The organism is Candidatus Thalassolituus haligoni (assembly GCF_041222825.1).
GTDB classification, from domain to species: Bacteria; Pseudomonadota; Gammaproteobacteria; order Pseudomonadales; family Oceanobacteraceae; genus Oceanobacter; species Oceanobacter antarcticus.
Window position 1 is genome coordinate 2402310 of the sequence record NZ_CP139482.1, and the last position, 22887, is coordinate 2425196.

A 22887-nucleotide genomic window follows, 5' to 3' on the forward strand; every position below is an offset into this window, starting at 1 on the left:
GCGAAGCCGGGCAAAGGTCGTTGTTGCAAAAGCGAAAATCACAGCCAATAAAGGGTTATCGGCCATCCAGGTAGTTGGGCAACCACAGGCTGATTTCCGGAATAAAGGTAATCGCGATCAGACAAACCAGCATCAGCAGCAGCCAGGGCGCACAGGCCTTGATTGCCCAACCAATCGACTTACCCGTAATCCCCGCCGTAACAAACAGATTCAACCCCACCGGCGGCGTCAGCATCCCCAGCTCCATATTCACCACCATGATGATGCCGAGGTGAACGGGATCGATCCCCAGTTGCAGCGCAATCGGCAAAAGAATCGGTGCCATGATCAACAGAATGGCAGACGGCTCCATAAAGTTACCCGCCATCAGCAACAAGATGTTCATCACAATCAGGAAACCCCAGGCTGGCAGACCCCATTCCGTAATCGTGGCAGCCAAATGATGTGGAATCTGCTCAGACGTCAACACATGAGCAAACAACATCGCGTTGGCAATAATAAACAACAAGGTAATCGAAACCCGTGCCGCATCGCGGACAATGCCACCAATTTCCGGGTGATATACCGACCGTACGATGCCCACTGGCAACAGCACAATATTACGCGCCAGCATGGTCAGGGTGTTTTCACCTTCGCGGTGCCAGGGCTGATCTTTTAACGGACCGATATCACGATAGCCCCAGATTGCCACCAGAAAACCGTATACCGCCGCGACTGCCGCCGCTTCGGTCGGTGACGCCACACCCGCATAAATCGACCCCAACACCAGAATAATCAGCATCAGGCCACCGGACGCGCTCCAGGCCGATTTCAGAATGGTACGGAATCCGGCGAATGGCTCGGCGGGTAAATTCTTGCGCCGGGCAACAATATAAATAGTCACCATCAGAATCAGACCAATCAGAATGCCTGGCACAAACCCGGCCATAAACATACGAGACGCCGACACCTCGGTCGCCGCTGAATACACCAGCATGACGATGGACGGCGGAATCAGAATACCCAGCGTCCCCGCCGTGGAAATGGCACCGGCAGCAAACGACAACGGATAACCGGCCCGCACCATACCGACCAGCACAATCGAGCCCACCGCTGCCACTGTTGCCGGAGACGAACCAGACACCGCCGCAAACAGCATACAAGCCAAAACCGAGGCCATCGCCAATCCGCCACGCACATGGCCAATCGATGCCGTCGCAAAATCAATCAAACGGCGAGCAACACCGCCCGACGACAAAAACGATGACGACAAGATAAAAAACGGAATCGCCAGCAGGGTGTAATGTTCTGACACCGACTCAAACAGCTTCAGCGCAATCGACGCCATGGAGTCATTGGTGAAAAACAGAATCGCAGTCATGGATGAGAAACCCAGCGCCACCGCAATCGGTAACCCCAGCGCCATACAGACAAATAGCAACAGGAACAGCGTTAACGCCACCATTACACTTTCTCCCCGGCTTCATCGCAGCCATCATCGTGCAGCAGCGATTCCCGATGTTCATGAAAACCGTTGGCCTCGCCTTTCCAGACCGCCACCGCCAGTTCAATCAGCCGCAGGGTCAGTGAGCCGAAACCGACCAACAAGCCGGATACCACCGTCCACTTGGGAATAGGAATATCTTCCAGCTCAATATCAATCATGTGTAATTTGGCGACGTACACCCAGGAGCTCTTGATAAACAGACCGCAGTAAACCAGCGCCACCGCAATGGCGAACAGCACTACCCATTTACGGGTATTGGCAGACAATTGTTCCAACAGCGCATCAACACAAATATGGGAACGTTCCCGTACTGCCCAGGCAGCACCCAGCAGCACCATCCAGGCCGACATTAGCAACGTCGCTTCTTGTGCCCAGTGAATACCGGTATTAAAACCAAAGCGCATAACCACTTCAGCAAACACCAGCAAGGTGATAGAGACCAGCAACAGGCCGATCAAGATATCTTCCAGACGATTGATAAACTTCATCATCTGCTCTCCTTTTATTGTTTTCGGCCAGGATGGCCAGCGGGAAATTCGAACGATATGAACATCTTCCCGGCATCAGCAAGTGCTGTGCCAATAAACAAAAAAGGAGTGACACCTGACAAAGGCAGCTCTGGCTGAAACAACAACCAGCGCCAGGGGAAAACAACCGCAACCAGGCTGTACATGGCGGAAACCCTGTATCCTGCGGATTGCATGCAGCTCTGGAAGTTAACCTGGCGGGTGAGCCAACCGCATTATTCGGCTCGATCTAGTGACTGTTTTTTATTATTAGTCGCCAGCAGAACAGCAAAATCGTCTCGATCAGGATGGATCCTTGCAAAAAAATGGGGGGATCAACCCCCATTCAAATCCTCCATTTGGGGGTCAGTCATCCCCTGTCTGTTTGAACATTTCCTTGTCCAGATCAAATTTTTTCATTTTTTCGTACAAGGTCTTGCGCCCCAGCCCCATTTCTTCCTGAGCCTCTTTCAGTCTTCCCTGATGGCGGGCCAATACTTCTCGCAACAGCATTTCTTCATAGCGGCTGACCTGTTCCGCCAGCGATATTCGCCCGGCGGCCCCACCCGACTTCAGCAAACTATCGAACGCCCGCTCGCCACCCAACAAGACAAAACATTCCGCCAGATTACGCAACTCACGCACGTTACCCGGCCAATCATGGGCCAGTAACTGTTGCCGTTGTCCGGCGCTCAACGCATTCACTTCCGAACCGTAACGATTGGCAGCCGCCCAGACAAAATGCTCAAACAACACCGGCACATCTTCACGTCGATCCCGCAACGGCGGAATATGCACCTGAACCATATTCAGACGGTAATACAGGTCGAGACGAAACGCTCCCCGGTCACTCATCGCCTTCAGATCCACCTTGGTTGCAGCAACCACGCGAACATTGAGGTCAATTTACTGGTTGCCACCCAGTGGCTCCACCTTGCGTTCCTCCAGTACGCGCAGCATTTTGATCTGCAACACCATCGGCATACTTTCAATTTCATCAAGCAATAACGTACCGCCGTTGGCATACTGAAACTTGCCGATCCGTTTTTTACCCGCTCCGGTAAATGCCCCCGCTTCATGGCCAAACAACTCGCTTTCGATCAGATTTTCCGGGATTGCACCGCAGTTAATCGCCACAAATGCCTTGTCGCTGCGCTTGCTGTGGCTATGCAGATAACGGGCGACCAGCTCCTTGCCGCAGCCAGTATCGCCATTGATCAGCACATCCGCCGGGGTGTCTTTAATATGATTCAGGGTATCCCGTAATTTTTTCATATCAGGATGATGACCGATAATCCGGGGGCCGGGTCGCGACTGTACTTCGACCTCTTGCCGCAACTGGCGGTTTTCCAATGTCAGCAAACGTTTTTCATGGGCGCGCTGTACGGTTTCCAGCAAATGATCGGTTGAAAAGGGTTTTTCCAGAAAATCGTAAGCACCCTGCCGCATTGCATCGACAGCAATCGAAACATCGCCATGACCGGTGAGCAGGATCACTGGCATATCGGCATCAATCAGACGGATTGCACGCATCAGCTCCATGCCATCCATCACCGGCATATTGATGTCGGTGATCACCACACCAGACCAGTCTCCCGATACCTGTGCCAGAGCCTCCTGGCCATTGGCGGCGGTGATCACTGCAAAGCCTTCGATCTCCAGTGTTTGTGCCAGTGCCTTGCGCACCCCTTCTTCATCGTCAACGACCAACACTTCGATCATTCATCCACTCCCCTATGTTTGCGCAATGTCATCACAAAGACCGTTCCGCCATTTACACCCGATTCCGCAGTCAAACTGCCCGACAGGGTTTCCAGAATCCGGCGCGATAACGCCAGCCCTATCCCCAACCCTTTACGCTTGGTGGTAAAAAAGGGTTCAAAGATTGTGCTTTGCAGCTCTTTAGCAATCCCTGGGCCATTGTCGATGACCAGAATCCGGATTTGATCATCACCGTCCTCTACCCGCACCTGCACGCTGGCATCAACGACGCCCTCCATCGCTTCCGATGCATTGGTCAGCAAATTGATCAACACCTGCTGTATCTGCACCGGCTCACAGAGAATCATTTGCCCGCTTGGGGGTAATTCCACCTCAATTCCGACACCGGCTTTTTTGAGTAACGGTTTCATAATCATCAAGGCAGCATTGATGATTTCGTTCACATCGACCGGGCGCGGGTCGGGAGGCGAGCGACGGGCAAAAACCTTGAAGCGCGACACAATGGCATGCATGGAGCCAGTAATCTGGAGGATCTCACGCAGGTTATCGGCCACCAGAGTGAAGCGTTCACGAGCCAGCAATTTTTGGCTGTTTTCGGCGTAGGTTTGCAGTGCCAACAGTGGCTGGTTAAGTTCATGATTGATTCCGGCCGACAGCTCACCCAGCACTGCCAGCTTGGCGGTCTGGATCAACTGGTTCTGGGTGGTTTCCAGTTCGCTCTGGGTACGCTGATAGTGAGCCACCAGCTGTTTCAGCTCAGCATTGGATTCCGTCAATTCCGAGGTCAGGCCGGCGACCCGGCGCTCCAGCTCCAGATTCATGCTATTCACATGGCGCTGAACCTCCGACCGCTTGCGCCAATACAGCCAGAACAACACCAGCAGTCCGTACACCAGCGAAAAATAGATGCTGAATTGCAGCGTACGTCGCAGCAATTCCATCCGTGGCATGACCGCAAACAAATGCCAGCCCGCCTCCCGTACCAACGCTCGCCCGACCAGATAGCGCTGGATCACACCACCAGATACCAGCTGAATATACGCATCATCAAACAGATTCTGATCACTCTCGGGACTGGTCGCCATCGGCGCAAGAGAGGAATTGCCATAACGATGTGACTGCCGGATAGCCACACGCTGGCTCTCGGGCAAACGATTCAGACTGCGCAGCTGCCAATCCTGGTTTGAAGCGGCAAAAATAACCGAATCATAGCCAATCAGAAGAAAATCATGCTGCCTGGCAGCCAGTCGCTCAAAGACAGGTTCCAGCAATATTTTCACCACCGCCACACCCAGCACCTTGCCATCATCCAGAATCGGGGCAGAGAAATAATAGCCTCGACCTTGGGAAATCAACCCCACCGCATAATAACCGGCACTTTCACCCAATACCGCCTGCTGAAAATAAGGCCGGAAAGCAAAGTCATGGCCAACAAAACTGTTCTTACTGGCGTAGTTACTGGCACCCACCACAATACCTGCCGGGTTAAGCACAAAAAGAGTATCGCTGCCGAGGCTGCGATTGGTCTGTTGCAGGAAACGATTCAGTTTACCCAGCCCGTCGGGCGTCGGAGCACCCAGCACCTCCCGCAAGGTACGCAAGTCGGATACCGCATCTGCAATCCCCCGATACTGCTGCAAATGGCTACTGACACTATCCGCCATAACCTTGGCCTCCTGCGCCAACTCCTGCAGCGCTTCGTCTTCCTGCAACTGCCAAACGGTGGCAACCACCAATACCACGCCCACCAGCCACCCCAGTAGCAACAAGGTCAACGACAGCGCAACGGAGCGGTGCGCTTCCAAATCCGCCACCGTTGGCTGAATTCCCGTTGTCAGGGAATCAGTGACCATGCTCATGGGTGTATCTCCCCCCATTGACAACATCTCATGCGTATAAGACCACCCTTTTAAAATAAAGAAATCATACCAGCCATTCTTTGTAGCAAATTACCTGCCGTACCCAACGCTACTATCCGGGCCACTCATCCCGCTCGACCCAAGGTCTCAGGAAACAGACTGACTTTCCTTTCGAACCCCGGCAACAGCGGCATTTTCGTCTTTAATCAGGCCATACCCACAACCTGTTTGAGCGTCGACGACAGCCTCCAGCGTGCAGATGATCGCAGCCATTTTCAAGATTGGCATACGGGTTGCTAATCACCAGTCGTCTGAAGAATTCGTCCTGGACACACCGATATTCCAGAGCATTCAGCACCGCCAATAAAAATTAAGAGTGAGGATCGACCATGAAAACCTTAGTCGCAACTGTGCTGGCTTGCGCCAGCCTGCTGACATTTAACCAGGCTGCTGCCAAGCCCATCGAAATCAAGTTTTCCCACGTCGTCGCCGAAAACACCCCCAAAGGCCAGATGGCGCTGAAGTTCAAAGAACTCGCAGAAGCCGCTTTGCCCGGCCAGATCGACGTCAAGGTATACCCTAATTCCCAGCTGTTCACCGACTCTACCGTGTTGCAGGCCATGCAGCTCGGTGACGTTGAATTGGCCGCCCCAGCGCTGTCCAAGTTCCAGAAGTACACCGACCAGCTGCAACTGTTCGACCTGCCATTCCTGTTCAAGGACATCGAAGCCGTCGACCGTTTTCAACAAGGCCCGGAAGGCCAGAAATTGCTGAAATCCATGGAAAGCAAATTGCTGGTTGGCCTCGGCTACTTGCACAACGGCATGAAGCAACTGACCGACAACTCCCCGATTCGCGTTCCTGCGGATATTTCCGGCAAGAAGTACCGCATCATGACCTCCGACGTTTTGCAGGCACAGTTTGAAGCCGTACAGGCAATCCCGCTGAAAAAACCATTCTCGGAAGTATTTACCCTGCTGCAAACCAAAGCGATTGATGGTCAGGAAAACACCTGGTCCAACACCTATTCGAAAAAATTCTTTGAAGTGCAGAAGTACGCCACCGAAACCAACCATGGCGTACTGGATTACATGGTCGTGACTTCTGCCGAGTTCTGGTACGGCCTGCCAGATGACGTTCGTACCAAGCTGAAAACCGCGATGGACGAAGCCATTGCCCACGGTAACCGTATCGCCCTGAAAAAGGGTGCAGAAGACCGCCAGAAAATTATCGACTCCGGCAAAACCGAAATACTGACCATCACCGAAGCAGAACGCCAGCAATGGGTTAACGCCATGAAACCCGTCTGGAAAATGTTTGCCGACGAAATTGGTCCAGATCTGATTGGCGCCGCCCTGGAAGCCAACAACCCGTAATTCTCCCCGCTTTTTCTCCTCCAAAGCCCCTTACTGGTCTTGAACGTTCAAGGCCAGGGGCTAGGTACAGCCATCAAAACGAAGACTGGCCACAAGGCCAATAACAATAAAGAGAGCAAAATAATGACATTGACCAGGACTGCAACCGCCATCTCCCTGAGCCTGCTGGCAACAGCCGCAATCGCTGCCGAGCCCAAAGTAGATGTCTACGGCTCCGTGCGCCTTGCTCTGGACAAGGAAGACAGCGCCATGAGCAGCGACGACAAATTGACTCGTTTTGGCATCAAGGCCAGTAGCGACATCGGTCACGGCCTGACCGCCGTAGGTGGCATTGAATACGGCGTCGACTTCGAGCAAAAATCAGCACCCACCCTGCGTTTAGGCTATGTCGGTGTCAAAGGTGCGTTGGGCGAGCTGTACCATGGATCGCAGACAACCGTCTGGCACAAATTTGTCCGTGGTGCCTACTTCAGCAACGGTTCGGATTCCCTGCGCATGTACACAATTCGCGACGACGGCCTGACCCAATACTACTATAAAGGTAATGGCTTCACGCTTGGATTAGGTGTCCAGACCGAAGATAAGGACGGTAACAATATCGACACCGTCCAGGCTGGTGGTGAATACAAAATCGGCGGATTCAAGGGCCAGATTGCACTGGTTAAAGACAAAAATGGCGACAATAACGGACAAATCCTGGGCGCACGCGTCTGGTACACTCTGGATGAAATGACCTTGTCTGCGTTCACTCACCGCGCCAGTGACTCGTTCGATTACAAAAGCAGCAACCTGTGTAGCGGCGAGAAAACATCGACCAACGGTGTTTACGGTGCTTACAAGACCGGTGTTCACAAAATTCATGCCCGCTTCGCCGTCAATAAATGTGACCAATCCGGTGACAAGGCTTCAAGAAAAATTGAATACGTCAATGCACTGGATAAGCAATTTCAGGTTTGGGTAGCCCTGGAAAAACTGGATACCAGCCGCACAACCAACGACGCGGTGACCAAAACAGAACTCGGCGTACGCTACGACTTCTGAGTCAGCACAAGACCTTTACAACCCGCGACTCCCAGTAGTAATACGGATACGGAGAGCACTTAAGACCAGTGTTGTATGGGCCTAAATGACCCAATAAAATATGCTAGTATGCCAAGGCCCGCTCTAATGGAGTGGGCTTTTTGGTCTTTGACGCTGACGGCTTGCCGCCCTGCCATCATGACTTCAACGATGATCAGCAACCATCATGGTCAAGCAACACGGCCAAGCAACACGGCCACAGAATCATAGCCATAGCCAGAAACTTACCTAAACCCGGAAATAAAGATTTCGTACTGATGAAAAGCCTGCAAGCCCTATTTGTTGCACTGACCTCCCTGCTTTGGGCCTGTTCAGTCTCTTCGGTTCAACCCGCAAACGACCTCACCACACTGGGTCAGGGCAACGTAGAAGTGATTGTGCCATCGACCCTGCGTGTGCTCGCCATTAACGGCCAGAACGTGGATTCACCCAGCCTGTACACTGGCCAATACCGACTGTTATTGACCGAAGGCAGCCAGAGAATTGTGGTGCAATACGAAGAAAACTGGAACACCCCGGATGAGTCCGGCTACCTGATTCGCTGGCAACCCGTCGCTATCGACAATGATTTCCGCGCCGGTCAACGTTATGTATTAACCCATGCCCCCGTACGTGACCGCGATCAGGCCGAAGAGCTGCAAACCAAATCCCCCATTTGGCTGATTGGTGGTAGCCACAAGATTACCGGCCAGCCCGTGGTCGAAAAAGAACAGAAAGTCGCCTACGTCGCAGTCAAAGACAAGACCGGTACGGTTACTCGACTGGAACAGCTGCAGGATATCTGGAATGCCAGCAGTGATAGCGACAAGGCCGCGTTTCATCAATGGCTGCAAGAGCAACACTGAAGCGATTTCACCGCCCCAGCCCCATCGACTTCACCGACAACAGCCAGTGTTGCCAGCGCTCGCTGGCCGATGTCGGCGTATGAATCCTGTTATCGCCCTCCATCTGCTGATTCGCCACCAACCACGGCCGCAGCGTTAATTCAGGCTGCGGCTGAGCCAACAACGGAATCAGACGCCGCCCCGCAGCAGCCATATCGCCGGGGGGATACCGACACAACGGCGGATACTGCTCGCGATAACACAACGCATCCGGCACCAACGGAATGGCTCCCAGCGCCGCAGCCTCCAGCACCGACACACCCTGAAATTCATGAATCGCCGTACTGACCACCACATCCGCCTGCGTCAGCCAGCCAATATACTCCTCCCGGCTGACACGACCATCGACACGAATGACATCCCCAAAGCGCTGACGAATGGCTGTTAGCGCCGCCGGAATCTGTTTCGGTCGCGGCCCCAGTAACGCCAGCCGAAAGCCAACTCCCAGATCATTCAATTCCAGCAGCAGCGCCAGAAAGTCCTCCGGCTGCTTGTCATACTCCCAGCGATGATTCCACAACAGTAATGGCTCACGGGTTAATACGCCGGAATAAGATAACGGTATAAAACTGTCTGTATTAGGAACGCCCTCTACCAGTCCTGATGGCTCAGCGTCGTCAGCGGTCTTGACTGCAATGGGAGACCGAGCCGTTGCCGTTACTGTCACAGGAGTCCTCACTGGCACCGGTAACCAACGGCATTTCCCCTCCAGCCGAGCACGAATCCCCACCGGCAACTGATCCGGCAGCCGCTTGATCAGGGCATCAACGCCATCGAGAAAGCTGTACTGATTAAAACGGGAGTTAAACAGCAATTCATCTGCGGCCAAGGCCCCATACAGCTGCACCATCAAGGGATCAACCGAGCTGTGCTGCCCGGCAGCTACCGGATAGGCGAACTGGTTTTCATGGAAATAATAGCTGCAAGGAACATCAGCCAAGGCCGGGAACAACCCCTTGATGGTGGCGATATCTACCATACTGGTAGCAAGAATCCGCTCTGGTTGCCAGCCGTCCAGCACCCGAGACAAGGCATCCAGCCACGACAACGGATTACCGCGAATACGCCAACGAAAATAACGACCGGGCAACTCCAGTACTTGCCAGTCAGCGTCGAGATCCGTCTGTAACCAGTCCGACCAGTAACCATGACTGTCAGAACGATAAGCAGATAACAACAGGATTTTTGGGCGTGCCATAACCATCACCAGCAACTCGCCTGGAATCAAGGCAACGCCAGGTCAATGGCCAGAGGATAATTGATCCAGTTCGGTTCGATAAGCAGCGATGCTGTTATTCAACACCTCCCGTTCATCATCAAACCCTGCCTTTTTAGCGATAATCTGATCATTCACCTGCTGACGACGATTATTGGCATTATTACCAGCAATACCATCGCGGGTTTGCTCCAGCGGCGTTAACACCTCCGCCTGACGCTGCGACAGTTGCGTCAACGCCTGCTGCGCCTGCGCCAGCTTACGCTGCAACTCGATACGACGGTTGTTGGTGGTCATCTCCTGCAAACCCTGATTGTCGACACTGATACTGCGCTCCCCGGCGTCTGCCGCAGCAGGCGACAGCGATGCACCGGTATTCGCCGGGACTTCATAATGTTGCGACTGCGACGATGGATAACCAGCCGGACAAGGGGTCTGCGAAAACAGCTTTTTGCCGTTGGCATCGGTGCACACATAATATTCTCCCGCCCATAACGCTTGAGACAGCAGCAACAAAATGACAACCCTGGCGACCCCAGTAGCACAGGCCCGCAAACAGCAGAACACCCGCTTACCCAACACCATAACCGCTTCCATGACACATCCTCTTTTCTGCAAAACACATTGCTGGCATCCGGCGGCTGCATAACCATGACGACGGCGTTGCGGTCAGGTAAACTGACGGACTTTTTTCGAACCAGGGCCAGTAACTGCCCTTTCTCGGCCCTTATTCTCGGCTTTTCAGAGGCGACGCATGACAGACCACTCCGACATCACGACTTCCGTAACCCCATCTTCCGGCTCCGGCACTGCTGGCAGCAGCGGTAAAGTCGGGTTCGTCAGCCTCGGGTGCCCGAAAGCGCTGGTCGACTCCGAGCGCATTCTGACCCAACTGCGAATGGATAACTACGACGTGGTCAACAGCTACGACGATGCCGACGTGGTCGTGGTCAACACCTGTGGTTTTATCGACGACGCCAAACAGGAATCTCTGGAAGCCATTCGCGAAGCCATGGCGGCTAACGGCAAGGTGATTGTGACCGGCTGCATGGGCAAGGGTAAAGATGCCGACACCATTCGCGAGCAAAACCCCAACATTCTTGCCATCACCGGCCCCCAAGCCTACGAAGAAGTGATGACCGCCGTGCACCAATGGGTGCCACCGCTAAAAAGGGAACACGATCCCTTCTCCGACCTGGTGCCTCCCCAAGGCGTCAAGCTGACCCCGCGCCACTACTCGTACCTGAAAATATCGGAAGGCTGCAACCACGGCTGCACCTTCTGTATCATCCCAGACATGCGCGGCAAACACGTCTCACGCCCGATAGGCGATGTACTGGATGAAGCCAAACGCCTGGTAGATGCCGGTACCCGTGAAATTCTGGTGATCTCACAAGACACTTCCGCCTACGGCGTTGATCGCAAATACCGCACCGACTTCTGGAACGGCAAACCGGTTAAAACCAAGCTATACGACCTCTGTAACGAACTCGGTAACCTGGGTGCCTGGGTCCGTCTGCACTACGTTTACCCTTACCCCAACGTGGACGACGTATTACCACTCATGGTCGAAGGCAAAATCCTGCCATACCTGGATATTCCCTTCCAGCACGCCAGCCCACGTATTCTGAAGCTGATGAAACGTCCGGCCCACGCCGAAAACACTCTGGAACGAATCAAAAAATGGCGTGAGATGGTGCCAGAACTGGTGATCCGCTCCACCTTCGTGGTGGGCTTCCCTGGCGAAACCGAAGAAGATTTCCAGATGCTGATCGACTGGCTCGAAGAAGCCGAACTCGACCGCGTCGGCTGTTTCAAATACAGCCCGGTCGACGGCGCCAAAGCCAACGACCTGCCAGACCACGTTGCACCCGAGATTCAGCAACAACGCTACGACCGCTTTATGCAAACCCAGCAAACCATCAGCACGCGCAAACTGTCCCGCAAAATAGGCCAGCGTATGGCGGTGATTATTGACGAAATCGACGACGAAGGCGCTGTTGGCCGCACCATGGGCGACGCACCCAACATCGACGGCATGGTGTACCTGAACGAATTCCACGAATGCGCACCGGGCGACATCATCGAAGTAGAAATTGAGCACGCCGATGAATACGACCTGTGGGCATCGCCAGTCATGGAAGCTCCGCAAAGTCAGCTCGACGACGAATAAGCCCGCCGGGAGTGTGGTCGCTGGCCCGCTCCTTTCTTCCGTCCCCCCGAAAATTCCGCACAGCTGCAGCAAACAAAACGACCGAGTCATTCAGCATTGTTGTTTTCGACACAAAATCCGGTCAGCTACCACACATTTTAACCACGGTGGACGCCAACCATTCGGCCCGGTGCCCAACCACCGCCTGAATCCAGGCCGCCTGACATCAGACTTCAAGCCCAAACAATCGCGGTAGCCGGTTATTAGCCGGTCTGGTTTTAATTTTGCAATGGTCATCTCATCGAAGCGTTTAGCAAAGGCATCATGATATGAATCAAGTAGGCATCTTTTTTGGCACCGACACTGGCACCACCCGTCTGATCGGGAAAAAACTGGCCAAACTGCTCGGCGACGACATCGCCTCAAAACCATTAAACATCAACCGGGCGACACTCGACGATCTGATGCAATACCCGGCGTTGATTATCGGCACAGCGACCTATGGCGAAGGCCAGCTGCCAGGAACAGAAACCAATATCCGCAGCGGCAGCTGGCTGGATTTTCTGCCACAGCTGGAAGGGGCCGATTTCACCGGCAAAACCGTCGCCATTTATGGGCTGGGCAATCAGGTAAAATACGGTGAGCGTTACTGCGACGCCATGTTCGAGCTATACAGCCTGTTTAAAGGACTCGGCGCTACAATCATCGGCAGCTGGGATACCGAAGGCTATATCTACTCGCAATCCCGAGCTGTGATCGATAACCGCTTTGTCGGCCTCGCGCTGGATAATAAAAACCAGGGAGTGGAAACAGAAAAACGCATGGCTGGCTGGATTGAGCAGATCAAACCAGAACTCCTGGCGGCATTAGCACAAACAGAAGCTGTCGCTTAAACAGCGATCCTTTCAGACAGGCCTTTAATAAGCTCCGCCCCTGGGAGTGCCAGCTGCCATGCTGGCCCGGCCTCGAATATTAATCACAACCCTGGCGGGCGCGGCGGCCCGCCCTCCCGGAACATCCAACGTCACGGATAATCTCCGCACCCTGGGAGCGCCAGCTGCCATGCTGGCCCCGCATAAAGTATTAGCCACAACCGCTGACGGCGGCGGCGGCCCACCCTCCCGGAACATCCAACGCCATGGATAAGCTCCGCATCCTGGGAGCGCCAGCTGCCATGCTGGCCCGGCCTCGAATATTAGCCACAACCCTGGCGGGCGCGGCGGCCCACCCTCCCGGAACATCCAACGCCATGGATAAGCTCCGCATCCTGGGAGCGCCAGCTGCCATGCTGGCCCGGCCTCGAATATTAGCCACAACCGCTGACGGGGCGGCGGCGCGCTATCCCAAGGTAAATTAGTGACGCTGTCCAAGAGTCAATGTCACCAAGATTTGTCAGAAAGCCGACAAGGAGATAACTACTCTCCCCTCATCGAGGTTATTCCAGCGATCATTCCAATCACATATTTTTTAACCAATTGATTTTATTGAATTAAATCCAAGCTTGATGGGATTTTTATGGCCTGGTGTTTGCAACACCATCGGTAACAGTCATTGACCCGTTGCCATCGGAGAGAGTATGAGCGAATTGACAAGCGTCGCCTGCGTTGCAGACGTAGAAGCCGACCCACAAGCAGTTCTGGTTGCCTTTGCCTCTATGGACGGCGATATGGTGGATCAGCATTTTGGTTCTGCCCAGGCGTTTTACCTGTTTGCCGTTAGCGCTGATTCTGCTGAATTACTGGCCAGTCAGGAATTCGGCCACGAAAAGAAAGATGGTAACGAAGACAAACTGAAACCCAAGCTGGCCTGGCTTGTGGGAGCCGACGTTGTTTACTGCGGTTCGATTGGTGGCTCGGCAACGCGTCAGCTCATTGCTCTGGGGGTCAATCCCATCAAGGTCAGTGGTGGCCCGGATGTTGAAGAATTGATCGAAGACATTCAAAAACAAATGAATGGCACGCCAGAATTCTGGTTGGCAAAAATATTAAAAGACAAATCGCAAAACAAAACCGACAGTCGTTTTGACGATATGGATGACGAAGGCTGGGACGGATAAATCATCGCCAGCCAGCCTTGCTCGGGGTTTCCGCATGATACAAGCACCGGCCAAGGCGTTTTACACCGGCCAGACCTGATATTTGCTACGCCGCTATCGCAGCATGCTGCTCCAACTGCTGAATAAATGCGTGTTTCTCTTCATCGCTCAAAAAGCTGGCGCGGAAACTGTTGGCCGCCAACTGCACTGCTTGCGCTTTGGTCATCCCCAGATCGTCCGCCAGTGCTTCAAAATTCTCGTTCATAAAGCCGCCAAAATAGGTGGGGTCATCCGAGTTCACCGTCACGCACAACCCCTGCTCCAGCATCTCCAGAATATTATGCTCGGCCATGGTGTTAAACACACACAAACGCACGTTAGATAACGGACACACCGTCAGCGGCACTTGCTCAGCAATCAAACGCTTCACCAGGGCCTCGTCTTCCACACAACGCACACCGTGATCAACACGATCCACCTGCAGCACATCCAACGCCCCCCAGATGTACTCCGGTGGCCCTTCTTCCCCGGCATGAGCAATCAGCTTATAACCCTGCTCTTTAGCCTTGGCGTACAGCCGTGCAAATTTTTCTGGCGGATTACCCAACTCCGAACTGGCCAAACCAATTCCCACAAAATCGTTCCGGAATGGCTCTACGCTATCCAGCATCGCAAGGGCTTCTTCCTCACTCAGATGACGCAACAAACTCAGGATCATCAACGCCGATTGGCCATTTTGTGCTTTGGCAGCTGCAATCGCCTTACAGAAACCTGCCAGCACAGTTTCAACTGCCACGCCATACGGCAGATAGGTTTGAGGTTCCACCATGATTTCGGTATGAACAATATTCTGCTCACAGCACTTATCAAGGTAGTCCTTCATCAGGTAATAAAAGTCCTCCTCGTCACGCAATACCGAGGCACCCAGGTAATACAAATCCAGAAAACTTTGCAGATCGTCAAAATTGTAGGCCTGCTCCACCGACTCAACGCTGTCGTAAGGAATCTCAACGCCATTTTTAGCGGCCAGCTGAAGCAGGCGACTGGCCTGCAAGCTGCCGTCGATGTGCAAATGAAGTTCGGCTTTGGGCATGGCACGCAGCCATTGTTTGAAATCGTTCATGCGGACCTGTGGTGTCAGTCATCGTATTACAAGGATAGTCGGTCGAACCCGACCGCTCGGTCAGGTATTGTGCCGCAGTAAAAGAAACAGAGCCAGCAGGAAGCTGACAGTCACCTCAGATAATCTTAAGTGATCAGAATGCTTGATCTACTCGCTCGGTGAACAACTGCTTTCACACGCACGACAAGCCTGTCGCCTGGCTTTGTGCTTTTTAGGAAAGCTCTCCCCATCATCGTAATCGATAAACGCGTCGTAGTGATCATGAGCTCGCTTGACGTTGTCCGGGTGTTTGATCGGACACCAGTACCACTCCGTGCGCCCAGCCACTTCGCAAGCATACGCAAACACACCATTGGCATAATCGCAGTACAAGCAATTGATTTTTTGCATCAGCGTCAGATACGACAATTTGCCACGGTCGAGCGCCAGATATTCCCGCCGATTCACCTTGGGAATCTGATACACCGGAAAACACATGGCCTGATACAGCGACACAAACACATCCGCAACCACCACCGGAATAATCAGGCCGTAAATCGCAGGTGCCGTGATCGCAATTAACAAAAAATGCTTGGGGTTCTTCTTGATCCGTTGCAGCAGAGCCATGATCGATGTCCTTGGAGTCACTGGAGCAGAATATAACGAAAGCAGATCACGAAACACCAGCGGGAAACCTCTCAACTGACTGCAAACTCCGTCAGTACCAAAGAATTCAGTACCTGTTTTTCTGCCAATACTCCCGCCAGACCGATTACTGCCTTCTTAGCAGGAATCCGCGCACGAGGCGGGTTCAATATTCAGAATGGCGTGTAACAAAAAGCCCGGCCAGATTGCTCTGGCCGGGCTTTTTGTTACTGCTGTCAAATTCCAGCGTGATACCTGTTCCGTTGTGCTGTCCTGCTCAATAAAACAGCATCTAGAAGCCTGGTTTTTCAGATATTAGAAGCCGATCAGAACGTCATTTCCGGTACGTCGTCTGGTACGATCAGTTTACCGGCGGTTTTTTCGATGATTTCTTCTACCGATACGCCGGGTGCGCGTTCTTTCAAGTGGAAGGCACCGTCTTCAATTTCGAGCCAGGCCAGGTCGGTAAGGACTTTTTTGATACAGCCCTTGCCGGTGAGTGGCAGGCTGCATTCTGGCAACAGTTTGGATTCACCGTGTTTGGAGGCGTGGGTCATGGTGACGATGATATTGTCGGCACCGGCCACCAGATCCATTGCACCACCCATGCCTTTGATCAGTTTGCCGGGGATCATCCAGCTGGCGATGTTGCCGTTGACGTCCACTTCGAATGCACCCAGTACGGTCAGGTCAACGTGGCCACCGCGGATCATGGCGAAAGATTCAGCCGAGCTAAAAATAGACGCGCCCGGTACAGCGGTAACGGTCTGTTTGCCAGCGTTGATCATGTCGGCGTCGATTTCGGCTTCGGTAGGGAACTGCCCCATGCCTAACAAGCCGTTTTCTGATTGCAACATCACTTCCATACCGGCGGGCACGTAGTTGGCCACCAGCGTCGGAATACCAATACCCAGGTTTACGTAGAAACCATCCTGAAGTTCGCGAGCTACACGCTGTGCCATTTGTTCACGAGTAAGAGCCATTGTCGTCACCTGTTGTTAGTTGTGTAGTCGTTGAATCAGCTGTCAGACACTGTCCGCTTTTCGATACGCTTTTCGAAGCTACCGACGATCAAGCGGTTGACATAAATGCCTGGGGTGTGGATCTGGGAAGGTTCCAGTTCACCAACTTCCACCAGCTCTTCTACCTCTACAACGGTGATTTTTCCGGCAGTGGCTGCCATCGGATTGAAGTTCTGTGCCGTATGGCGATACATCACATTGCCATACCGGTCGGCTTTCCAGCCTTTTACAATCGCAAAATCTCCTTGAATGGATTCTTCCAACAGGTATTCACGGCCATGAAACTCACGCGTATCTTTGCCTTCCGCGACCGGCGTACCAACGCCAGTGGCGGTATAAAAAGCTGGAATACCTGCGCCCGCAGCACGCATTTTTTCAGCCAGGGTACCTTGCGGGGTCAATTCCACTTCCAGCTCACCATTTAGCAATTGCTTCTCGAACATGGCGTTTTCACCCACGTAAGAAGAAATCATTTTTTTAACTTGCTTGTCTTCCAACAAAATACCAAGACCGAAACCGTCCACACCGCAGTTGTTCGATACAATCGTCAACTCACGAGTGCCTTTGTTCTTGATCTCGGCGATCAGATTTTCCGGAATACCACACAGGCCAAAACCGCCAGCGATGACGGTCATGCCGTCTTCGAGCCCTTCCATTGCCTCGGCATAACTGCCAACGACCTTATCAAAACCTGCCATGTTTGTTCTCCTGGCACCAGGTGCCTGTCACAGAGTATAAATGCTGGATTAGTTAGGATTATTTGAGCCTGACGAGTTCCTTGTACCCAGTGGAACCTGCCGAATAACCTGTATGACGCCCCCAGTCTCGTCGATTTCTTTTAATTCGTTAAGTAGATTATTCGGATATATTGATTTGTTTTTCAAACGAATCACCATTCCCACAACCAATACGTAGTGCCGAAGAGCATATTGAGTGATGCAATGGGTTCCCGTCACCATGACCAAAGTGGACTAAGCTGTATTTCAGAGCATACCGATACGAATTTGGCCTATCGCCAGCATCACCACGGCGGATGACTACGGAGGATTATCCCTTCTATCCACGAAAACAGGGCCGTTTGGCAAAAAACGGGGATTCGACGCATGAAAAAGGGTTTACTGGTAGCACTGTTGCTGCTGGCCGCAGGTTCGGGTTATGGCTACCACTATTATATGGAACTGCGCCAGCAGGCCGGGCTCGACAGTCCCTGGCCCAGGGTCGTTGGTATTCCGCCACAAGCCCGCCAGACAAATCTGCCGCCCTATCAGGGGGTGTTTCCCCGCTTCCAGACCTTGCCGGAGGAATATTTCCACTTTCCGATTGATTTGGGAGACAAGGGGCCGATAGAACCGCTCAATGCTGGATCGTTACAGTATCCCTTTTTATGTCAGAGCGAAGAATCCGGACTGGGGCAGCCACTGGTCGATAACACTCAGGGCTGGGGGGTGCCGGTATTTGCCGAAACCCCGAACGGCAAACGTTCGGATTTGATTGTTGGCTACAGTAAGAATTGCAGCCTGCGCTCTCAGCTGCATTATCTGTATTACCTCAACGACGACCGCAAATACCCGCAGCAGGTCGATGCCGACATCCTGAAAGTGCCCACCAACACAGAGCTGCTGATACGGGCAGAAACTGGCACGATCAACCGCTATATGTATACCCTGCTGATGCCAACGACCGATCAGGATCGGCCCGCCGACCCCGATACAACACTCTGGAACCACAAACTGATTTACTACTTCAAGGGTGGTATCAGCATTGGCTTCCAACAGGGCAAACTGCGTCTGGATCGGATCATCAAGGAAATGCGGCCAGCGCTGGAACAAGGTTATGCGGTGATCTATTCCACCGCTAACGAGACCAACAACACTTACAACATTCGCCTGCAGGAAGATACCGCACGGCGGGTAAAACGCCAGTTTATCGGCCGCTATGGGCAGCCACTGTACACCATGGGGTTGGGCGGATCGGGTGGCGGTTTGCAGCAATATCTGTTGGCCCAGAATGCTCCGGGGCTGCTTGATGGCGGTGTTGCCTTGATCGCTTACCCGGATATGGTGACGCAAACCCTGTACGCGCTGGATTGCGAACTACTGGAGTACTACTTCGACCATCTCGCCAGCGATCACCTTTTTTGGCGCATCCCGGCCAATCGTCAAGCAGTGATGGGACTGAGTGTTGCGCCCGATCAGAACACCGGCAAACAGCCCCGTATGGCCTGGCTGGCAGGGCTGGCTCAATTGCTACGCGGGCAATGGCCTGGCGATACCCCCCCCGGCTCTGAATGCAACGCGGGCTGGCGCGGTTCTACGCCCCTGATCAATAACCCGGAATTTCATACCGCATGGGATCGTTTTACACGCCCGGTACGTCAGCACAGCGACTGGACTCACTGGCAAGACAACCGCGACGTCTATGGTACCGATGACAGTGGCCGGGCCTATTCCCCCTGGAGCAACCTGGGTGTGCAATACGGCTTGCAGGCACTGCGCCAGCACGTCATATCACCTACACAATTTCTTGAACTGAATGCCCGTATTGGTGCCTGGAAACCCGCAGACGACATGCAGCCTGCACGGCTCTGGCATCTGGGTGGAGACCCAAGGCTTTACCGGCTGACGCCTTACAGCGAACACAACATGACTCACAACGGCAACGTGATGACCGTGGCTCCGCGTTTCCATGGCAGCCTTGCCGCCGCCAAAGGTGCCTATCAGGCAGGCAGTGTCTTCCTCGGCAAGATCGACGTCCCTATCATGGACGTGCGTATGTATCTGGATCCCGAACAAAACATCCACCACAGCTGGGCAGCGCTGTCGATTCGCCAGCGCTTGCTCGACGCAGGCACCAACATTGGCCTTAGCCCGCTCTGGATCACAGCCAAACCCTACAACCCTATGTGGAATGCGGTTGCGGTGATGGATCAATGGCTGATGGGTATAAATCAGGGCTTGTCGGCCTTACAAGCCAAGCCACCACTGGCCCGCGATACCTGCTTCAGCAAAGACAAACAAGTCATCGCCACTGGCGCGCAGGTCTGGGACGGCGATTGGAACGGGAAACCGGACGGTCCCTGCAGCCAACGGATGCCGTTTTTCAAAGGTTCACGGCAGGTTGCTGGAGACAACTATGCTGGCCATACCTTCCATTGTCACTTGCAGCCCGTCGAACAAGCACTGGCGCAAGGATTATATCGACCGGTGAATATGCACCCCTATCTGACAACGCTGCAAAAAATCTTCAGTCATGGGGTGTGTGATTACCGGCAAGCGGATCTGGCATTTCCCAAGCAACTCATCAAGCAACCACCAACAAGCGAATAACCCGAACAGACCATCTCCTGCCCGCGTGATTATGGCGCGAAGATGGTACTGACCTCCGCCACAGTATATCGTGGCGCTACGGGCAGATACGTTGCAACAATCAAAACCGATGCTGGATTCAGACGCACACAGCCGAACAGTCTCGGGTCATCCAAACCAATAATTTATATTCCCGTTATTTTCTGACTTTACCGGACGATCCCTATGAAACTGGTTTTTGCCGCCATCTCGCTTGTCGCTGTTTTGCTGTTGGCGGGTTACTTCTATGTCGAAGAGTTAGTCAAAGATGCTCTGGACTCAACAGAGCTCCCTGGCGTCGAGCAGATACCAGCAGCCAGCCGTGTATTGTCGTTACCGTCCTATACCGGATTGTCGCCAAGTCAAATCATTCGTCCGTCAGAAACCTTCCATTTTCCAATCCCCTACGGCAGCGAAGGGCCAATAACGCCCTTGTTTGCCCTGACAACACGGCAGTCCGATGGCTCCACCCAGCAAGTGCCACCTCTGTATCCGTTTTTATGCCAGTCGCTGGAATCCGGTCTGGGTCAGCCACGGGTAGACAATCAGCAACGTCTGGGAGTCGCGGTATATCGAGAAAATGCCGATGGCTCACGGACAAACGAAGTGATCGGCTACAGCAAGGATTGCGGGCTGCCAACCCGCTTGCATTATTTTGTTGAAGACCCCGCCTCGGCCAACCCCGCCAAGCCGGATTTTGTACGTTTTGACGATCAACTGCCAACCTCTGACGCTGGCGTCAGCAGCACAGCGGCGTCTCCCTGGATTCGTATGGAAACCGGTACCATTAACCGGTTTATCTATGTCGTGATGATGCCGGTAGGGAATGCGGATCAACCAGACGCTATCGATAAAAGTCGTTGGAATGGCAAGCTGGTCTACAACTTCAAGGGTGCTGTCGGCATTGGTTTCCAACAGGGCGAAGCGCGGTTACAACGCTTGCTGCGTGATATGAAACCGGCGCTGGAGCAAGGCTTTGCTGTCGTTTATTCCACCGGCACCGAGACGGACTTTCATTACAACGTCTGGCTCCAGGAAGACACCGCCCTCCGGCTCAAACAGCAATTTATTAGCCGCTATGGCAAACCCGACTACACCATAGGTTTTGGTGATTCCGGTGGAGGCTTGCAACAGTATCTGCTGGCACAGAACCGCCCCGGTCTGATTGATGGCGGCGTGGCGATTATCGCCTACCCGGATATGGTCACCCAAGTCACTTACGGGCTGGACTGCGAGTTGCTGGAATACTACTTCGACCATCTCGCCACTGACCGTGACTTCTGGCGCAACCCGCAGCACCGCAGCCTGATTGAAGGACTGAGTTACACCGACGACTTTCAGCCCGGCGTGGTCGATTATCTGAGCTGGGCTGCCAGCCTGATGCGACTGGAATGGCCGGTCATTCCCGCTGGTACCACCGAATGCGCCCACAGCTGGCGTGGTATTTCAGCCAGCGTCAACAACCCCAGATTCAATACCCATTACCCCCGTTACAGCGCTGCCGTCAATGCCGCCACCGACTGGAATCACTGGCAGGACTTGCGCCAGGTATACGGCACCGACGCTCAGGGATATGGACTGCTTCCCAGCGACAACCGTGGCGTTCAATATGGCCTGAATGCCTGGAAAAACGGCCTCATCAGTGCCGCCCAGTTTTTCGATCTCAATCGCAAGATTGGCGGCTGGAAACCCCAGCCGGAGATGAAGCAGCCACACCTCTGGCTAGCCAGCAACGATGACAGCTGGCGTCGTTTCAGCCCCTATGGCGAACACAACATGACCCACGAAGGGCACCTGATGTCGTTGGCACCGCGCAGCACCGGCTCCAGAAAAGCCGCCAAAGCGGCCTGGCTATCCGGCAATGTATTCAGCGGCAAACTCGATATTCCGCTGATCGACGTACGCCCGTATCAAGACGCCAAACCGGACATGCACCACAGCTGGTCGGCGGTTTCGTCCCGCAGCCGGATCATTGCCCGCAACGGATTCAATCGCTGGCAAAGTATCTGGATGAGTGAACCCGGCTACAAAGCCCGCTGGGATGCCTTCGCTGCCATGGATCGCTGGCTCAGTGAGCGTCGCACGGGAAAATTGGCGCGCGATACCATCCCTGCCTACGCCAGTGATCGCTGCATTAATCAACAAGGAGAATTGATCGCCAGTGGCGACGATGTTTGGGATGGCCACTGGAATCACCACCCCGATGGGACTTGCACCCGGCAGATGCCGTTTTTCCAGAGCAGCCGTCAGGCTGCTGGCGACGACGCCAGAGCCACCACCCTGATGTGTCAACGAGTACCGGTAGCCGAGGCGATACGGAGCGGTCTTTATACTCCACTGGATGTCACCACTTTTGCAGCGCAACTGGCGACAGTGTTTCCCGATGGGGTATGCGACTTCCGCCTTCCCGGCTTGGGCGAGCAGCCCTTGCCAGCGTCCGGCTAGTCAGAGATCACAC

General features: G+C 53.7%; 20 protein-coding genes and 1 pseudogene. 9 read left to right on the top strand and 12 right to left on the bottom strand.

Translation table 11 applies throughout. The features are described 5' to 3' along the window. Positions 1-55: 55 nt before the first annotated feature. The 6 genes and pseudogenes from SOJ49_RS10765 to SOJ49_RS10790 form a co-directional block, all read right to left on the bottom strand. Positions 56-1444: a TRAP transporter large permease gene (locus tag SOJ49_RS10765; protein WP_369854507.1), complete on the bottom strand. Its 1389-nt coding sequence runs from the start codon at positions 1442-1444 to the stop codon at positions 56-58. After that, positions 1444-1977: a TRAP transporter small permease gene (locus SOJ49_RS10770; RefSeq protein ID WP_369854508.1), complete on the bottom strand. Its 534-nt coding sequence runs from the start codon at positions 1975-1977 to the stop codon at positions 1444-1446. The genes SOJ49_RS10765 and SOJ49_RS10770 overlap by 1 nt, the downstream gene beginning before the upstream one ends. An 11-nt stretch (positions 1978-1988) precedes the next feature. Then, a complete protein-coding gene (locus tag SOJ49_RS10775) occupies positions 1989-2159 on the bottom strand; it encodes a hypothetical protein (RefSeq protein WP_369854509.1) in 171 nt (56 codons plus the stop codon). A 199-nt stretch (positions 2160-2358) separates the two neighbouring features. Next, positions 2359-2847, bottom strand: coding sequence for a helix-turn-helix domain-containing protein (locus tag SOJ49_RS10780; RefSeq protein ID WP_369858060.1), 489 nt, complete (start codon positions 2845-2847; stop codon positions 2359-2361). Further along, positions 2848-3714 (bottom strand): annotated as a pseudogene (locus SOJ49_RS10785) (sigma-54-dependent transcriptional regulator); the annotation flags it as partial. Continuing rightward, the gene (locus SOJ49_RS10790) at positions 3711-5573 is read right to left on the bottom strand and encodes an ATP-binding protein (protein ID WP_369854510.1); all 1863 of its coding nucleotides are present in this window, start codon (positions 5571-5573) and stop codon (positions 3711-3713) included. The pseudogene SOJ49_RS10785 and the gene SOJ49_RS10790, both read right to left, overlap by 4 nt. A 389-nt stretch (positions 5574-5962) precedes the next feature. Here SOJ49_RS10790 and SOJ49_RS10795 point away from each other — a divergent pair, with 389 nt between their 5' ends. The 3 genes from SOJ49_RS10795 to SOJ49_RS10805 all read left to right on the top strand — a co-directional run bounded on the left by SOJ49_RS10795 (position 5963) and on the right by SOJ49_RS10805 (position 8874). Then, entirely contained in the window at positions 5963-6949 is a 987-nt protein-coding gene (locus SOJ49_RS10795) for a TRAP transporter substrate-binding protein (RefSeq protein WP_369854511.1), read from the top strand. A gap of 123 nt (positions 6950-7072) precedes the next feature. Then, positions 7073-7990, top strand: a complete 918-nt coding sequence (locus SOJ49_RS10800) for a porin (protein ID WP_369854512.1) — start codon at positions 7073-7075, stop codon at positions 7988-7990. Between the two features lie 296 nt (positions 7991-8286). Next, positions 8287-8874: a DUF2057 family protein gene (locus tag SOJ49_RS10805; RefSeq protein WP_369854513.1), complete on the top strand. Its 588-nt coding sequence runs from the start codon at positions 8287-8289 to the stop codon at positions 8872-8874. Positions 8875-8881: 7 nt separating this feature from the next. On the opposite strand, the gene SOJ49_RS10810 is transcribed toward SOJ49_RS10805, so the two are convergent. Both SOJ49_RS10810 and SOJ49_RS10815 read right to left on the bottom strand, forming a co-directional pair. After that, the gene (locus SOJ49_RS10810) at positions 8882-10111 is read right to left on the bottom strand and encodes a DUF3524 domain-containing protein (protein ID WP_369854514.1); all 1230 of its coding nucleotides are present in this window, start codon (positions 10109-10111) and stop codon (positions 8882-8884) included. 42 nt (positions 10112-10153) lie between these two features. Further along, entirely contained in the window at positions 10154-10726 is a 573-nt protein-coding gene (locus SOJ49_RS10815; protein WP_369854515.1) for a DUF4124 domain-containing protein, read from the bottom strand. Between the two features lie 157 nt (positions 10727-10883). On the opposite strand from SOJ49_RS10815, the gene rimO reads away from it, so the two are divergent. From rimO to SOJ49_RS10835, 4 genes are all read left to right on the top strand, one after another. Next, positions 10884-12302, top strand: a complete 1419-nt coding sequence (gene rimO, locus SOJ49_RS10820; RefSeq protein WP_369854517.1) for a 30S ribosomal protein S12 methylthiotransferase RimO — start codon at positions 10884-10886, stop codon at positions 12300-12302. Positions 12303-12610: 308 nt separating this feature from the next. Then, complete coding sequence (locus SOJ49_RS10825; RefSeq protein ID WP_369854518.1) at positions 12611-13174, top strand: flavodoxin; 564 nt, start codon at positions 12611-12613, stop codon at positions 13172-13174. Between the two features lie 245 nt (positions 13175-13419). Then, positions 13420-13638 carry a hypothetical protein gene (locus SOJ49_RS10830; RefSeq protein WP_369854519.1) on the top strand — a complete coding sequence of 73 codons (219 nt, stop codon included), beginning with the start codon at positions 13420-13422 and terminating at the stop codon, positions 13636-13638. 219 nt (positions 13639-13857) lie between these two features. Further along, positions 13858-14337 carry a NifB/NifX family molybdenum-iron cluster-binding protein gene (locus tag SOJ49_RS10835; protein WP_369854520.1) on the top strand — a complete coding sequence of 160 codons (480 nt, stop codon included), beginning with the start codon at positions 13858-13860 and terminating at the stop codon, positions 14335-14337. Positions 14338-14422: 85 nt separating this feature from the next. On the opposite strand, the gene SOJ49_RS10840 is transcribed toward SOJ49_RS10835, so the two are convergent. The 4 genes from SOJ49_RS10840 to SOJ49_RS10855 form a co-directional block, all read right to left on the bottom strand. Beyond that, the gene (locus SOJ49_RS10840) at positions 14423-15439 is read right to left on the bottom strand and encodes an adenosine deaminase (protein WP_369854521.1); all 1017 of its coding nucleotides are present in this window, start codon (positions 15437-15439) and stop codon (positions 14423-14425) included. A gap of 147 nt (positions 15440-15586) precedes the next feature. Then, complete coding sequence (locus tag SOJ49_RS10845; protein WP_369854522.1) at positions 15587-16045, bottom strand: hypothetical protein; 459 nt, start codon at positions 16043-16045, stop codon at positions 15587-15589. Between the two features lie 344 nt (positions 16046-16389). Further along, on the bottom strand, positions 16390-17046 hold the full coding sequence (locus SOJ49_RS10850; protein ID WP_369854523.1) for a CoA transferase subunit B: 657 nt from the start codon (positions 17044-17046) through the stop codon (positions 16390-16392). 35 nt (positions 17047-17081) lie between these two features. Beyond that, positions 17082-17783, bottom strand: coding sequence for a CoA transferase subunit A (locus SOJ49_RS10855; protein ID WP_369854524.1), 702 nt, complete (start codon positions 17781-17783; stop codon positions 17082-17084). Positions 17784-18188: 405 nt separating this feature from the next. On the opposite strand from SOJ49_RS10855, the gene SOJ49_RS10860 reads away from it, so the two are divergent. Together SOJ49_RS10860 and SOJ49_RS10865 are read left to right on the top strand one after the other, a co-directional pair. After that, the gene (locus SOJ49_RS10860; protein ID WP_369854525.1) at positions 18189-20411 is read left to right on the top strand and encodes a DUF6351 family protein; all 2223 of its coding nucleotides are present in this window, start codon (positions 18189-18191) and stop codon (positions 20409-20411) included. A gap of 204 nt (positions 20412-20615) precedes the next feature. Further along, entirely contained in the window at positions 20616-22874 is a 2259-nt protein-coding gene (locus SOJ49_RS10865) for a DUF6351 family protein (protein WP_369854526.1), read from the top strand. Positions 22875-22887 lie beyond the last annotated feature (13 nt).